Annotated in this window: 16 protein-coding genes and 1 tRNA gene; 8 read left to right on the top strand and 9 right to left on the bottom strand. The window is 40.3% G+C overall.

Features of this window, described 5'->3' with window-relative positions:
- Positions 1-14: 14 nt before the first annotated feature.
- A complete protein-coding gene (locus tag FC093_RS22610; protein WP_137264092.1) occupies positions 15-596 on the bottom strand; it encodes an NUDIX domain-containing protein in 582 nt (193 codons plus the stop codon).
- Positions 597-815: 219 nt separating this feature from the next.
- Positions 816-1,091: a hypothetical protein gene (locus tag FC093_RS22605; RefSeq protein ID WP_137264091.1), complete on the bottom strand. Its 276-nt coding sequence runs from the start codon at positions 1,089-1,091 to the stop codon at positions 816-818.
- A 359-nt stretch (positions 1,092-1,450) separates the two neighbouring features.
- On the opposite strand from FC093_RS22605, the gene FC093_RS22600 reads away from it, so the two are divergent.
- On the top strand, positions 1,451-2,071 hold the full coding sequence (locus FC093_RS22600; RefSeq protein ID WP_137264090.1) for a DUF4142 domain-containing protein: 621 nt from the start codon (positions 1,451-1,453) through the stop codon (positions 2,069-2,071).
- Positions 2,072-2,437: 366 nt separating this feature from the next.
- Here FC093_RS22600 and dnaE read toward each other — a convergent pair whose 3' ends face one another.
- A complete protein-coding gene (gene dnaE, locus FC093_RS22595; RefSeq protein WP_137264089.1) occupies positions 2,438-6,115 on the bottom strand; it encodes a DNA polymerase III subunit alpha in 3,678 nt (1,225 codons plus the stop codon).
- Between the two features lie 294 nt (positions 6,116-6,409).
- Between dnaE and FC093_RS24170 the strand changes: the two genes are divergently transcribed.
- The 3 genes from FC093_RS24170 (at position 6,410) to FC093_RS22575 (ending at position 7,507) form a co-directional block, all read left to right on the top strand.
- Positions 6,410-6,547, top strand: a complete 138-nt coding sequence (locus FC093_RS24170; RefSeq protein ID WP_206106668.1) for a DUF2281 domain-containing protein — start codon at positions 6,410-6,412, stop codon at positions 6,545-6,547.
- Positions 6,548-6,743: 196 nt separating this feature from the next.
- On the top strand, positions 6,744-6,950 hold the full coding sequence (locus tag FC093_RS22580; RefSeq protein WP_137264086.1) for a PIN domain-containing protein: 207 nt from the start codon (positions 6,744-6,746) through the stop codon (positions 6,948-6,950).
- Positions 6,951-7,030: 80 nt separating this feature from the next.
- Positions 7,031-7,507, top strand: coding sequence for a YbhB/YbcL family Raf kinase inhibitor-like protein (locus FC093_RS22575; protein WP_137264085.1), 477 nt, complete (start codon positions 7,031-7,033; stop codon positions 7,505-7,507).
- A 157-nt stretch (positions 7,508-7,664) separates the two neighbouring features.
- Here FC093_RS22575 and FC093_RS22570 read toward each other — a convergent pair whose 3' ends face one another.
- On the bottom strand, positions 7,665-8,426 hold the full coding sequence (locus tag FC093_RS22570) for an EI24 domain-containing protein (protein WP_137264084.1): 762 nt from the start codon (positions 8,424-8,426) through the stop codon (positions 7,665-7,667).
- A 32-nt stretch (positions 8,427-8,458) separates the two neighbouring features.
- Between FC093_RS22570 and FC093_RS22565 the strand changes: the two genes are divergently transcribed.
- Positions 8,459-9,139, top strand: coding sequence for a DNA-3-methyladenine glycosylase (locus tag FC093_RS22565; RefSeq protein ID WP_240743418.1), 681 nt, complete (start codon positions 8,459-8,461; stop codon positions 9,137-9,139).
- Positions 9,140-9,329: 190 nt separating this feature from the next.
- Here FC093_RS22565 and kdsA read toward each other — a convergent pair whose 3' ends face one another.
- Positions 9,330-10,154, bottom strand: a complete 825-nt coding sequence (gene kdsA, locus FC093_RS22560) for a 3-deoxy-8-phosphooctulonate synthase (protein WP_137264083.1) — start codon at positions 10,152-10,154, stop codon at positions 9,330-9,332.
- A 294-nt stretch (positions 10,155-10,448) separates the two neighbouring features.
- On the opposite strand from kdsA, the gene rpiA reads away from it, so the two are divergent.
- Together rpiA and FC093_RS22550 are read left to right on the top strand one after the other, a co-directional pair.
- Positions 10,449-11,144 carry a ribose-5-phosphate isomerase RpiA gene (gene rpiA, locus FC093_RS22555; protein WP_137264082.1) on the top strand — a complete coding sequence of 232 codons (696 nt, stop codon included), beginning with the start codon at positions 10,449-10,451 and terminating at the stop codon, positions 11,142-11,144.
- 70 nt (positions 11,145-11,214) lie between these two features.
- Positions 11,215-11,472 carry a hypothetical protein gene (locus FC093_RS22550; RefSeq protein WP_137264081.1) on the top strand — a complete coding sequence of 86 codons (258 nt, stop codon included), beginning with the start codon at positions 11,215-11,217 and terminating at the stop codon, positions 11,470-11,472.
- 238 nt (positions 11,473-11,710) lie between these two features.
- Here the strand turns inward: FC093_RS22550 and dapF are convergent, their stop codons facing one another.
- Positions 11,711-12,490: a diaminopimelate epimerase gene (gene dapF / locus FC093_RS22545; protein ID WP_137264080.1), complete on the bottom strand. Its 780-nt coding sequence runs from the start codon at positions 12,488-12,490 to the stop codon at positions 11,711-11,713.
- A 6-nt stretch (positions 12,491-12,496) separates the two neighbouring features.
- Complete coding sequence (locus tag FC093_RS22540) at positions 12,497-13,372, bottom strand: nucleoside phosphorylase (RefSeq protein WP_137264079.1); 876 nt, start codon at positions 13,370-13,372, stop codon at positions 12,497-12,499.
- A 102-nt stretch (positions 13,373-13,474) separates the two neighbouring features.
- Between FC093_RS22540 and FC093_RS22535 the strand changes: the two genes are divergently transcribed.
- Positions 13,475-13,545, top strand: a tRNA-Cys gene (locus tag FC093_RS22535).
- A gap of 691 nt (positions 13,546-14,236) precedes the next feature.
- Here the strand turns inward: FC093_RS22535 and FC093_RS22530 are convergent.
- Both FC093_RS22530 and FC093_RS22525 read right to left on the bottom strand, forming a co-directional pair.
- A complete protein-coding gene (locus tag FC093_RS22530; RefSeq protein ID WP_137264078.1) occupies positions 14,237-15,364 on the bottom strand; it encodes a DNA methyltransferase in 1,128 nt (375 codons plus the stop codon).
- Positions 15,357-15,875 (bottom strand): DNA double-strand break repair nuclease NurA (locus tag FC093_RS22525; RefSeq protein WP_170971194.1); only part of this gene is annotated, 519 nt, incomplete at its 5' end. The genes FC093_RS22530 and FC093_RS22525, both read right to left, overlap by 8 nt.

Raw genomic sequence — 15,875 nt, 5'->3', positions numbered from 1 at the left:
TCCGCGGTTAAAAACTATTCCACAGATACATACTTCGCCTGCAAATCATTATTCAGCAACATGAGCTTTACTCTCAGGATAGCAGTTATCGAAAGCATATCTGTGATTTTACCAGAGGTAACCATCTGGTAAGCCTCTTCAAACGGTAACTTTTTTATTGCTAATTGCTCTGTTTCTTCGGGCATTGGCGCTTCCTGCGATAATCCCTGCGCTACAAAAATGCTCCCACTCTCATCGCTTACAGAGTTGGAAAGGTGCACATCCGCAATATGCTCCCAATGCTGCGCTTTTAATCCGGTTTCTTCCAGCAATTCGCGCTGTGCAGCCTGCAGGTGATCCTCCCCCAGCGGGCAACCGCCTTCAGGTATTTCCCAACTGTATTGATCAATAGGAAAACGGTATTGCCCCACCAAATACGTATTCAGTTGGTCATCCAGTGGCACAATAGCAATTGCATGGTTTTTAAAATGCACTTTGCCATAAATACCGTTACCACCATTTGGGTTGATCACTTTATATTCAGTAACGTTTATCCATGCATTATCATATACAGGTTGCTCACCGGTAATCGTCCAGGGATTTTTATGTTCGTCCATTAAGATGTATTATTAGCAGTAAATATAAAGGCTGTATGCAACACAAAACATGCGCACTTAAAACATGCGCATGTTTTGTTTACAATATTGCGTACAGAAAAGCATTTTATCAGTGCACACAAATTGTTTAGCAAAGATGTATCTCTATTGCGGTATGCAATAAATAATTTTCTCCAACAACTGTTGTAAGTCTCCAATTGTTTTTAAAATCAACCTGGTTTAATCTTCAACGGTAGTGGAGGTGGTAGTACCGGTAATGTTATCCCTGGTGGTGGTAGTTCGGCGCCTGCCCGAGCTGCTCAAGGCAATCAATACGATAAGCAATAATACTCCACCTGCTACCCACATCCAGTTGCCACTTAACCAGCTTGTAGTTTGAGTCTCCGTATGTGTTACGGTTACTTTGTCCTGCGCCTGTGCAGCTATATTTACTAATAATACTAAAAAAGCAGCAAACAGGGCTTTGATAGAACGGGCATTGATTGTTTTTTTCATAATCTGTTTTTTAATAAGTCCCTAATCCAATAACTGCGCCAGTTGCTTTAAATTATTTTAAAAACGTTATTATAACAAATTGCATTTTAAACAATAAGCTTTTAAATAGTATGTGAGTACACAAAACTTAATCGCAAAGGAGATTGCTGAAGCCTATTTAAAAACCATTTCATACCGCATTACAACTATAGTTACCAACTTCTGCCACACTTAGTTTATTGGTAAAAGCCTTACCTGTACATACCTGTTTGCCGGGGAATTTATTACGCTTTTTACAATATAAAAACAGGAAAGTATAGCGAAGTTGTTTCTTGTGGCACAAAATTTTGTAGCAATTAGTACATAAATAACTTACAACTATGAAAAAGACATATTTAGCATTTGCCTTTGCCGCAGCTACTTTATTAGCGTGCAACTCAGGCACATCGTCCAATACGGCAGACTCTACTACCACCTTTAATGATAGTAACAATACAAGTGCTATGAACAATGGCAATGACACCAGCGCTACTACAATGAATAGCATGAATACCGATACAAAGCCGGTAAGCGATATGGACAAGCAATTTATGATGGATGCTGCCGCCGCCGGCAATACCGAAGTGATGGCCGGGCAGGTAGCACAAAACATGGCTAAAAATGACCGTGTAAAGAACTTTGCCAATATGATGGTCAATGACCATACTAAAGCCGGCAATGAACTGAAAACATTGGCAAGCCAGAAGAACGTAACCTTGCCAGACTCTGTAATGCCCAAGCAGCATGATGCGTTGGAAGGCTTGCGAAAAACATCTGCTAAAAACTTTGATAAGGAGTATATAGATATGATGGTGAAAGACCATAAGGAGGCTGTAAGCAAGTTTCAGATGGCATCGGAAAAATGCGATAATGGTGATGTAAAAACATGGGCTGCCAATACATTACCTACTCTTAAGATGCACTTAGATTCTGCACAGGCTATACAAAAAGCTTTAAAGTAAAATGTTGGAGCTTAGCAATAGTAAACAATTGATAAGAACGGAAATTTATACAATAGCAATCATTTGAGTACATAGCACAAAACGCCGGATACACATATCCGGCGTTCTCATTTATATGTTATCTGTGAATTATGATTTTACTGCTGCCCTTAGAAAATGGAAGAAAAAAGAAACTGGATAAATCTGTTTTATTAACAAACCCATTTATTGCCTACGGTTTAAACCGTGGATTATACAATCATAAACCCGCTATTAACAGTTTCTGCCATTTATTGTCGCTATACTTCAGACCAATGGTTTATTCTCTAAAAAGAAAAAACACCTTATCTGGTGTTTTTTCTTAAGCACATATAAGAGAAACAAATATTAATTGGCGCCATTTGCTATTTCTACATGCACATCCACATCAGGATTACCTAATAAATAGCTCGCCATTTCTTCATTCATCGTAAAGCCTCTTTCCATTGTATGCATGCAAATTTTTACATTGTGTTGCGGTTCAAATATATTAAAGCGGATAGAGGACTTGCCCGGATTGCTTTTTACATTGTGCTCTACAAAGCTTACAAAATCGGGCGTTATGGCAGCCGGCTGCATGTTTATTTCCACTTGCTTTGTAAGCGTTTGTTTGGCAGTTTCCAGCAGGCTGATATTGCTTACTTTAAACTCGTATTGGTCGCTGTTGTAGCGCGATTTGAAATAGCCGGTTACTAAAATATTTTTACCGGCTTCTACATAGTTTTTAAAGCGTATATAATCCTCGCTCCACAGCATAATTTCGGTTTTGCCGGTAAAATCTTCAATAGATAATGATCCGAAATTTTTGCCTGTGCGCGTAATGCGATGCTGTGCATCAGTAATTAAGCCAGCTATGCGAAAAGTCCTGTTGAGATTACTGCTGGTTAATGTATCGGAATCCTTTATTTCGTTAAAATCGGCAATGGTGGTAATGCCATAATACTTCAATTCAAACTTAAAGTGGTTTAATGGATGACCGCTTAAATACATTCCGGTTACCTCCTTCTCATGGTCGAGCAATTCTGTCAGCGACCATTCTTCGCAAGGAGCAATTTTGGGTACTGCAATCTCGGGCATAGTAGCATCACCAAAAAGGCTATTGCTCGTTTGTGTTTTATTGTTTTGGTAAATGTTGCCGTAGCGGATAATACGTTCAATAGTTGTAATAGTATCGCCTTGCGGAATGTTGAAGTATTGCGCACGATGCATTTCTTTAAAACAATCAAAAGCACCGGAATAAGCCAAACATTCTATAGATTTTTTATTTACCGTACGCTGATTAACGCGCCGGATAAAATCAAAAATATTAGTGAAGTTGCCATTGGCGTTGCGTTCTTCAATAATGCTGCTGATGGCTGCTTCGCCTACACCTTTTAATCCGCCGAAGCCAAAGCGCAATTCGCCTTTGCTGTTTACGGCAAAGCCTTGCAGCGATTCATTTATATCTGGGCCTAATACTTTTAAACCCATACGCTTACATTCTTCCATAAAAAAGGTAAGCTTTTCAATGGCGCCGGCATGGTTAAGAATGGCAGCCATATACTCATGCGGGTAATGCGCCTTTAAATATGCCGTTTGATACGCTACAAATGCATAACAGGTAGAGTGCGATTTATTAAAAGCATATTGCGCAAAAGCTTCCCAGTCGGTCCAAATCTTTTCCAGTATATCTGCCTTATGGCCTTTGACAGTTGCACCTTTGATGAATTGTGCTTTCATTTTATCCAGCACCGCTTTTTGCTTTTTACCCATTGCCTTACGCAAAATATCTGCATCGCCTTTGCTAAAACCAGCGAGCTTTTGCGACAGCAGCATCACCTGTTCCTGATACACGGTAATACCATACGTTTCTTCCAGGTATTCCTGCATTTCGGGTAAGTCGTACACCACCTCTTCCCTGCCGTGCTTGCGTGCTACGTATTGCGGAATATAGGCCATTGGACCAGGCCGATACAAGGCATTCATGGCAATCAGGTCGGCAAATTTATCAGGCTTTAATTCACGCAAATATTTTTGCATACCGGGGCTTTCAAACTGGAACGTACCATTGGTTTCACCTTGCTGGTACAAGCGGTATGTCAATTCATCATCCAGCGGAATATTATCAAGGTCCAATTCTACTTTATGATTTTGCCGGATGAGTTCCAAGGCCGTTTTAATAATGGATAGGGTTTTCAATCCTAAAAAGTCCATCTTAATAACGCCTGCTTCCTCAATAGAACTGCCGCCAATCTGCGTTACCCATAATTCGGAGTCTTTGGCAGTAGCTACCGGTATTAAATCAGTTAAATCGCACGGCGCAATGATAATACCTGCCGCGTGAATGCCGGTATTGCGCACCGAACCTTCCAGACGCTCGGCTTCTTTGAGTACCTGCGCGCGCATATCGCTGCCATTGTATATTTCGCGCAGCTTCTTGATATTCTCTATGTCTTCGCTGCCGTATTGTTCTTTTTCTTCCAGCGATTTTTCACCCTCTTTTGCCGTTAGTGGCGCCTGCAATACGCGACCTAATTGCGTGCCTACTTTTTCGGGAACCAGCTTTGCTAAAGCGTTGGCTTCACTCAGTGGCAAATCCATCACGCGCGCCACATCTTTAATGCTCATCTTAGCGGCCATCGTGCCGTAAGTAACAATTTGTGCAACCTGGTTTTTACCATATTTTTCTACCACATAATCTATCACTTTCTGCCGCCCCTCATCGTCAAAATCCGTATCAATATCGGGCATGGATTTACGGTCGGGATTAAGAAAACGTTCGAACAGCAAATCGTATTTGATGGGATCAATATTGGTAATGCCAATGCAATACGCCACCACACTTCCGGCAGCAGAACCACGCCCCGGGCCAATGAAAACACCGCGCTCCCGACCTGCTTTGATAAAATCACTTACAATTAAAAAATAACCGGCAAAGCCCATGGTTTTTATAGTAAACAATTCAAAGTCGAGGCGCTCGCGTATTTCTTCGGTTATTTCGCTGTAACGCCGCTTTGCACCTTCATAAGTAAGATGGTGTAAAAAATTCCACTGATTAAGATTATTATCCTCTGATGTTTGAAATTCCTTTGGTATTGGGAAAGCCGGCAGCAGAATATCTTTCTTCAAATTCAATACTTCTATCTTATCTACAATCGCCTGCGTGTTTTCTAGGCTTTCGGGCACATCATGAAACAGCTTTGCCATTTCATCCGGACTCTTAAAATAAAACTGGTTATTAGGAAATTTAAACCGCCTGTTTTTTACCTGTAATTCATCATTTACAAAGTCGTCAAAGCCAGGCGTGCTTTGCTTCTCGCCGGTGTTGATGCACAGCAAAATATCGTGCGCATTGGAATCACTTTCTTCTACATAATGGCTGTCGTTGGTAGCAATTACTTTTACATTGTGCTTTTTGGCATATTTTAGCAATGTATTATTTATTTTTTCCTGTTCAGGAATATTATGGCGCTGCAGTTCTATATAATAATCATCGCCAAACATATCCAGCCACCATTTAAACTCAGTCTCCGCTTCTTCTTCGCTGCCGTACAAAATGGTTTGCGGCACATACGCACCAATGCAGCAGGTGGTTGCAATTAATCCTTCGTGATATTTTTCTATCAGTTCTTTATCAATACGCGGGTACTTGCTGTACATACCTTCGCTGTAACCAAGCGCCGTAAGCTTAACGAGGTTGTGGTAACCTGTTTTATTTTTTGCCAGTAACACCTGATGAAAACGTTCATCCTTTTGCTCCTTACTAAATACTTTTCTATGCCGGTCTTTTACCACATAAAACTCACAACCCACCACTGGTTTGATGACCGGTTGCAGAATATCTTTTCCATTGGCATCTTTACCTACCACTTTGGTATTTTTCCAAGCCTGGTTTACAAAGTCGAACACGCCAAACATATTGCCATGGTCGGTAATAGCTAATGCGGGCATGTTGTGCTTTTCAGCCTTTTTATACAACTGGCTGATGCTGGCAGCACCATCCAGCAGTGAATATTGCGTATGTACGTGTAAATGAGAAAACTGCATAATAAAATGTATCGTTCTAAAACTTCGTAAAACAGGCTTTTCCTACTAAAATCTATCACAAGGTACACGCAGAAAAACTAAAAATTTTGGTATTTTTTGCACACTTTTCCATGCTGCCTGTTCAAAGATTGTGTCTTAATTGATTACTGTTTGTAAAAAGGCTCAGGAACTATTTTATAACCAAAAGCTTATATTCATATAAAAAGAATAATTACGCTAACCACCATAAAAGGGATCTACGAAAACGGCGAGATAAAGCTGGAGGAAAAACCCGATGTAACAAAACCAACGCAGGTGATTGTAACGTTTATGGAAGAAGTAAAAGCAGGTGAAAAAAAACCACTACGACAGGCTGGCTTCGGTAAAGGAACAATAACATATATCAGCCCTGATTTTGATGAACCATTGGATGATTTAAAAGAGTATATGTAATGAGCTATCTGATAGACACGCATATATACATTTGGTTCACTGAAGACAATCCACAGCTTTCAAAAAGGATACGCCCCGTTATACATTATAGAAGATGAAAGTAATGCAGTGTTCATCAGCATGATTTCATTTTATGAAATTGGCAATAAAAATGAAGCTTGGTAATTTAGCTTTAGATAAAAGTTTACGTGCGTACATGAATAATACTAAAGCACATAATTTTTCTATTCTGCCTATTTCTGAAAACCACATTATTACTTACGAATTAGTTCCACTAATAGACACTCACCGCGATCCTTTTGGCCGCCTCCACATTGCTACCGCATTGTTTGAAAATACAGCCATCCTTACGGGAGACAAGCAGTTTGATAATTATACTTCTTTGATTAAAGTGATTCATTAAACAAACCTATAAACTGTATCCATTAGATACGGTACTAAAATTGTGCGATTGTTATTTTTAAACTTGTAAAACACTTTGTTATGCCGGCATTAACCGAAGTAAAGCTATCTGTAAGCAGCCCTGCTTTTAAGCATGGTGAAGAAATACCACAAAAATATTCCTGCGAAGGCGAAAACATCAATCCACCGTTGAATATTGAAGGCTTGCCCGAAGACACCAAATCGTTATCCATTATTGTAGAAGATCCCGATGCGCCAAACGGCACGTTTATACACTGGGTGTGTTTTAATATTGATCCTATCAAACATATTGCGGAGAATCATCAGCCCGGTATGAGCGGGCACAATAGTGCAGGTAAAACAGGCTACCGTGGACCTTGTCCGCCCAGCGGCTCACACCGGTATTTTTTTAAAGTATATGCATTAAACACCAAACCGGATGTGCAGGAAGGCATACAGGCAGAGCCTTTGAAAGAAGCCATGCAAAGACACACGATTGGCTTTGGTGAGCTGATGGGCAGGTATGAGAAGAAAGGGAATAATGCGGGTAATAGGTAGAACACTTTTCGTGAGTGATAAGTTGTGAGTGTAGCATCTGTTTACCTACTGTTTCATTATTTACAAACGGAGGGTATATTACAAAGCTCCTTTAAGTATTTCCATTTAAAATAATATCGTATATACCCGTTTACAAAATATAAGCGGGTTTTATTTTTCAACTATTTTCCTTTATTTCTATCAGGCTTAGTGTAGCGGCAATTACTGCATAAGCTGGCGCCAGCACCCAGCCAATAACCGGCAATAGGTGCATGAGATAAAATACCATGCCGTTGCCTATAGCCAGCCCTTTGTGGTTGCTGATGTAGTAAATACTTTCCGGTGCCGTCATACGGCGGCGCTCACAACTATAGTCCAGCATACTAAAGCCATAATAATAACACTCAACAAGCAAGGCAATTAAAGGTGTTATCCAGCCTATCACCGGCACAAGAGAGAGTATAAGAATGGATATGATATAAACCGTTTGCCATAACGCATTTCGTAGCGCAATGGTAATACCCCGCCCAATGTCTTTTATTAGCTGCGGAAAACAGAACGGGTACTCGCGCTCTTCAATTATTGCTTCGGTTTTCTCGCTTAAATAAGCAAATAACGGCGAGCCAACTATCAGCCATAAGTATTTAAAAAGAGAAAAATAAAACAGCATTAATACCAGCCAGAGTATGACCCCGGCAAATACAAATAAAAAGCTGAGGAACTGGTTGTTGAATTGATGTAACCATATATTGGCATGCGTTATATTCAATATCCATTGAATAAAGCTGTTAGCACTTTTACCAAAAAAATACATACTTACTATAAACAGCAATGTATAAATGATACCCGGTATCAAAATCCACTTCCATAAGCGGTGCTGGCGAATAAAGCGATGCGCTTTAAAATAAGATTGTATGGCGATCACTATTTCTTTTAGCAAGCTGCAATAATTTAGCGGCTAAATTAATTCAATTGCAACTTATAAGCGACACACAAAAGGATAAACCGATGCAATTGCCCGAAGGCTGGCAAAAACTACCTGCATCATTTTATAACCGCAATGATGTAGTGCAGATAGCCCGCGAGTTATTGAACAAAATATTAGTAAGCTGTTTTAATGGCATATTTACCGCCGGTCGCATTGTAGAAACGGAAGCGTACAGGGGCATTGTAGATAAAGCTTCTCATGCCTTTGGTGGCAGGCGCACCAACCGCACCGAGATAATGTATGGGGAAGGCGGAAAGGCTTATGTGTATTTTTGCTACGGTATGCATCACTTGTTTAATGTAGTAACCAATACCGCCGATGTGCCTCATGCCGTACTCATCCGTGCGTTGGAACCAATGATGGGCATAGAAGAAATGTTGTTGCGAACCGGAAAGAAAAAAGTAGATTATACCCTTACCAAAGGCCCGGGCAATGTAGCTAAAGCATTAGGCATTAATGTTAAACATACAGCCTGTAGCTTATTGGGTAATGCGTTATTTATAGCAGATGATGGAGTTGTATTGCAGGGAGAGAATATTATTGCAACGCCGCGCATTGGTGTTGATTATGCCGGAGAAGACGCGTTGTTGCCGTATCGTTTTTACATACAAAATAATAAGTATGTCAGTGGGAAGAAAAAGGATAATTTGGGAAGGAACATTTGATGCAAATACGTCAATTAAACCGCGAATACGCTAAGGCACAAAGAGAGATGCTATAATTTTTTGAGGGTTGGAGAGCCTGATGTTTCATTTGTTTTTATAAACCACAGCGACACGGGAGAGCGCAGGGGAACACAGAGAGAATTAAAAATCCCTCATCCCACTTATCTCAAACATCTATCCGAATCCCGGTTCAGACAACTGCCCTCCTCAATTTTACCAAACTTTCCAATAAATGCTCCAGCAAATCCAGTTTCAGCATATTAGCGCCATCGCTTAATGCGCAGGAAGGATCAGGATGCGTTTCAATAAACAAACCGTCCGCACCGGCTGCTATGGCGGCTTTGGCAATAGTGCCAATCAGTTGCGGGTTGCCGCCGGTAACACCGCTGGTCTGGTTAGGTTGCTGCAGGCTGTGCGTGCAATCCATTACTACCGGCACGCCATGCGCCTGCATAGCAGGTATATTGCGATAATCTACCACCAGATCCTGATACCCGAAAGTAGTGCCGCGCTCGGTTAGTATCACTTTATTGTTACCGGCTTTTTTTATTTTATCTACTGCAAATCTCATGGCCTCGCCGCTTACAAACTGACCTTTTTTTACATTTACTATTTTGCCGGTTTCTGCGGCTGCCACCAGTAAGTCTGTTTGCCTGCATAAAAAAGCAGGTATTTGTAGAATATCTATATATTTTGCTGCAACCGCAGCTTCATCATGTGCATGAATGTCCGAAGTAGTGGGCAAGCCATACTTTTCACCTACTTTTTTTACTAACTCCAAAGCCGTTTCGTCGCCAATGCCGGTGAATGAAGAGGCACTCGTACGGTTGGCTTTGCGATAACTGGCTTTAAAAACGTATGGTATTTCCAATCGCTTGCAAATGCCAGATACTTTATCTGCCACTTCCATTACAAGTTCTTCATTTTCTACTACGCAGGGACCGGCTATAAGAAAAAAGTTATCGGCATTATACGATTGCTTACTAAATAAATTATTTAAATAATCTGGCAGCATATAGTACACAATTTCGGTGCGAACATAAGCTAAAGTTGAAGAACTCTCTGCTATAGCCTTACTACAGAGACAGAGAAGATAGAAATTACGTTAAGGGATCTTATTTATAATTGAAAAAGACATTAATGCATAAACATAATTGCCTTCTTTTCACCCCCTTTGCAAAACCGCTATGTACACCTGTTCTCTACATTGAAAAAGTAAGCAACAAACTACTTTTAAATAAATAAAAGGTCATCTACATAAACAACATTGAAATTTTACTCATTTTTGCCCCTTTACAAACCGAGTAACATGCAACCTGCCAATACCAAACAATTAGCCGCCGAACGTGCCGTAACTTACATTCAGGATGGAATGATTGTAGGCCTGGGCACTGGCTCCACGGCTGCTTATGCCATTAAACAAATTGGTGCCCGCGTAGCCGAAGAAAACCTGCAAATAACAGCGATTGCCACCTCGCAACGCTCAGAAGATTTGGCGCGGGAACTAAATATTCCGATTGTTTCCTTTGAAGACATAGATAAGATTGACCTTACGATTGATGGCGCCGATGAAGTGGATGAACAATTAAACCTTATTAAAGGTGGCGGTGGTGCGTTGCTGCGCGAAAAAGTAGTGGCAACCAACAGCCGCGAACTGATTATTATAGTGGATGAAACAAAGCTGGTAAAGCGTTTGGGCAAGTTTCCATTACCAGTAGAAGTAGTACCATTTGCACTTGCTGTAGTAAAACGGCAACTGGAGCAACTTGGTTGTACGGCCAGCCTGCGTATGCAAAACAACGAACCGTATGTTACCGATAACGGCAACTATATTCTGGACTGTTCTTTTGGCGAAATACAACTGCCTGCGCAACTGCACGACGCAATAAAAGCCATTACCGGCGTAGTAGATAATGGGCTCTTTATCCAGCTTGCAAAGACTGTAATTTCCGCTTATAACGATGGCAGCATACAGCTTTTCACCAACGATAAACGCAGTGTGTAACAAGCTACCACATCATGGCACTTATTTTGGTTTTTAAGTAAATGAATGCTAACCTGAAATAATTTTTATTATGAAAAAAACAACTGTTGCACTAAGTCTCGCAGCCTGTTTTCTGATTGCTTCCTGCAAAAACAACAGCGACACCACTACCGATATGCCCGATAGCGGCTACGAGCCACGCACCGATACAACTGCTGGTACAGTAGTTACAACCGATTCCCTACCCCGCGGCGCTGTAGGTGTGGACAGCATTAATATGGGGCATACCATTACTGCCGGCGTGCCCGACTCTGCCAATAACAAGCAAGACTCTGCAGGACAGAAATAATATTGTTGAGTAAAAGTGTATCTTACTGTGTGAATATTATTAGCTTAAATCTTTGCCGTTCGTTCAACCCGACTAGTAAAATTAATGGCGTCGACTTTCCCGAGTTCGGGGGCAAGCCGCCGTACATCAAATGTGTGTAAAACTACCTGATGTACGGTATTGCTCTTAGTGAGAAGAACTGCTGGTTGCTTCATTCGCCATTCATGCACGCAGTTGCAAGCCTGCTTGCAGCTTACATTTATATTTCAATAGTTCCTTTAAACACAAATTCGGCAGGACCGCAAAGCCATATATTCTCAAAATTTTCTTCACCGGTCTTATCAAACTCTACTGCCAGCTTGCCGCCAAGCGTCGTAATGTCTATACGGTTAAAGCCTGCTTCGTTGTGTGCATATACCAGTGCCGCCGCTGTAACGCCCGTTCCACAACTTAAAGTTTCGTTTTCCACACCGCGTTCATAGGTACGTACAAATAAATTGTCGTCGCCATCTTCCTCTACAAAGTTTACATTAATGCCTTTTTCCTTATACCCATTGCTGTTGCGGATGGTTTTACCTTCTTTGTAAACATCATAGCGGCGGAGATCAGTAACTGGTTTTATGTAGTGTGGCGAACCGGTATTTAATTCAGAATCGGTATATAATTTTCTAATACCATGCACATCCTGCATCTTCAGGTTTACCCAGCCATTATCGTCTATGGTGGCCTGGTGCGTGCCATCTATGGCTATAAAAGAGTAAGTACTTTTGCGCAATCCCTGGTGGTAAGCAAATTTTACCAGGCAGCGGCCGCCATTGCCACACATTGTACTTTCATTTCCATCGGCATTGTAATACTGCATCTCAAAGTCGTATCCCGCCTTGGTATTCAACAGCATCAATCCATCGGCACCAATACCAAACCTGCGGTCGCACATTTTTTTCACCTGGGCTGTAGTTAAGTTTATTCCACCAGCCCTGTTATCAATAATTATAAAGTCGTTTCCTGTTCCCTGATATTTATAGAAAGTTATGTTCATGTTGTTTTAAATTGATGAAATAATACCTAATGTTTTTGCAATCAATCGTTCCACTGCCAGCACGCCATCTTTGGTAAACGTTTTATTAATGCGGTTGGCTACAATTACATTCACACTCAGGCAATGATGTCCCAATAGCTTGCCAAGTCCGTAAATAGCGCTGGTTTCCATTTCAAAATTGGAGATAATATGACTGCCAAACCTAAAAGAAGTTAATTGGTTTACCAATTCGGGATGACTTAAGCCCAAACGCAATACCCGCCCCTGCGGGCCATAAAAACCCGGACAGGTAATAGTAATGCCGTGGTGGTAATCCTGCGCAAAATGCTTTAGCAAAGCCGCACTTGCTGTAGCAATATATGGTTGTGAAAAATGGCTGTCCAAGCCGGTATGCGTTGTAAAATGACCTACAATTTGCTTTTCCTCTTCATTGTAAGAGTGCCGGTAAAAATTAAGCAGGTTATCAATCCCTAAACCGTGCGTACCGGCTACAAAACTATCCACTTCTATGTGCGCCTGCAGCGAACCACTGGTGCCTATACGCATAATGCTAAGCGACGTAAGCTGCGGCTTGATAGTGCGCGTTTCAAAATCAATATTTACCAGCGCATCCAGTTCGTTCATTACAATATCAATATTATCTGGTCCAATGCCGGTGGATACTACCGATATTCTTTTGTTACCAATATACCCGGTATGCGTAATAAACTCGCGGTGTTGCCGTTGCACTTCTACCCTGTCGAAATACTTGCTTACCTGTGCCACGCGGTTAGGATCTCCTACCGTAATGACCATTGGAGCCAACTCTTCGGGCCGCATGTCCAAATGATAAATAGCACCGCGGTTGTTAATAATCAGTTCACTTTCAGGTATGCTATGCATCAGCAAATGTTTAAAAGGCGCAAAATTCGCAATTTGATGGCATAATCCTGCAATAAGAATTTCATATTTAACAGGTATTCCACTATTTTCGCACCCTGTTAAGGTCGGATGGCCGAGTGGCTAGGCAGAGCTCTGCAAAAGCTCGTACAGCGGTTCGAATCCGCTTTCGACCTCTTTAACAAAACTTTAACAAATAACTGGTTGATTATCAATCAGTTATTTTTTTTAAAAGGTATCCAAAGTGGATCCGAACCAGTGCTACACTTTTGCCAACTCCTGTGAATAGAAATGCTTCCCAGTTAATACTCTCCTCCATAATCCCAAGCACCATACTTAAGTAATAAGGCTCTATTCTTACCCTAATATGCTGGTTATCAGTAAACTATGCCTCATCAGGGAGATTAGGTATTAGGTACAATTTTTTAAGGTAGGTACATTGATTGTACCCAACTATAGTTAGGATTTCAGAAAAAACTGACAATTAAAATAGAAAACATCAAGAAAAATGTACCTATAATGTACCTATTTAAAATAAGCTTTATAACTCATTGAATCTTAAAGGATAATTGTAAAAGGTTCGGATCCTATCGGGAGCCGAACTTCATTGTACCAACTATCATGTACTTATTATTGAATTGTAGTTCTTTTAGATTGACATGGATGCGCTTAGACGCTATTAGATGTTTGAAATAAATTGTAATTTGTATAGATAAACTTAGATGCTCTCGGATATTAAAACGAAGCATAACCTTTCGATTTATCATCTTCGGAAAATCTGTGTATCACATTTTAAATGCGGTAGAGTATAACAATTCTTATGATAATGCTTTAGTTTGTTGGGCAAGAAATCTAATGGGCAGGGTTTTATTTACGTTGTAAAATAATGTCAATCTCACCGGGTTTCATAGATGTTTGACCATATAGTGAAGTTTGAGTTCTTACGCCGCTTGCAATCGGTTTGTCAAGTGTAGTTAATAGGTGTTTGGGAAAATGTTTTTGAAGTATTTCCAATATAGAGTTGTATGTGTACTCTCTTTTATCAGTCCTTACATATATTGTACTTTGGTCAGCCATAATCTGTGAAGATAAACCAAAGACATTGTCAAGCAGACTATAATAATCTTCTTTATTAACGAATCTCCTTCTATGTTTATCTCTACTGGTATGAGGAATTTCATTATCTCCTAAAAGCCAAAGGCGTAACCACTGGTCTTTATGATAATCTGTAACTGAGTAATAGGGCGGCGAGGTAAACAACAATGAAAACTTAATTTCATTTCTGTGAGCATTTTTGACTATACTTTGCAACTCTAATTCACTGTCACCAAATACAACAGCGCTATCATAGGTTTTTGGTTTACCTTTCTTGTACCTCCATTCGATTTTATTTAAGACGAAGCTATAAGGATTGATTATTGGAGCTTTTGTTAACCCATTCTTCTTCCACCACTCAATGGAATAATTCATACCCATTGACATAGTCATTCGCATTTGATTTGATAGCCCTTCACCGATCTTTCCATGTAAATAAACCAGAATTATTGACATTAAAGTTGCATCTACATTATTACATTTCCAATCTAAATTTTTACGTGCGGACAAAAGAAATTTCAGTACTTCATCACAATAACATAACCTATAAAATTGTGGCATACGTTCTACTGCCCTACGATAGTAATTTCTTTTATTATATATTTCGGATAAACGGTAAATTACATCTTCTTTTTCAGCAGGCTGAAGTTTTGTTGTACCATAAAGCCAACCAACAGGATTAATTTCGATACCTAAACTACTACGGCCAAGAACACTGCCCGCATATATACTTGAACATCTTCCAGCAAATGGGTCTATAATAAAGTCGCCGTGTTTTGAGTAATTTTCTATTACTTCAAAAGCAAAATCTAATGGGAACATTGCATAATATGGCCCCAAGCGCGCCCAGCGGCCTTCGGCAGTTCCAAAACCTTTTATAATTTCCTTCGCATCAGGCATGTACAGTCTTTTTTCTTATATCCATGGCCATTTCTTCAAAAATCCTTTTACCAATATTAAGTGGTATAGCAGCTTCCGCATGAGCTGAGATCAATGGAGTAACAGAATCTGGGTAACGATTAGATACAATTTGATCTAAAAGCTGCATAACATCACCAAGCCTAACGAATTGATCTGGACTTGCAGTACTCATGTCCTTTTGCGCATCAGTGAAACAAGCTACCACCGGAACAATCTTTTGGCCGGACGCTGCTTTATAAAAGAATTTTCGCCCGAAATATGTATCCGCTCCATAAGGTTTTAGGCTATCAGAAAAAATAATATTTTTCTTTATATAACTATCATCAAGTAATAAAGCAGATTGCCTTGGAAACTTATCTTTGACACCTGGATATTTCGTAGAAGTTGACCAGGTGATTTCGTGGCAAATTGACCACCTGTTTTGCTGGCGAAGTGTTGTATAGTTTGCTGTAAAAGCAGTTGTCAAAAATAATAAGTTTACCGGTTTATA

This window comes from Ilyomonas limi (assembly GCF_005233845.1).
GTDB lineage: Bacteria > Bacteroidota > Bacteroidia > Chitinophagales > Chitinophagaceae > Ilyomonas > Ilyomonas limi.
Note: the sequence above shows the minus strand (reverse complement) of the source record. Positions and strands in the feature narration are given on the sequence as shown.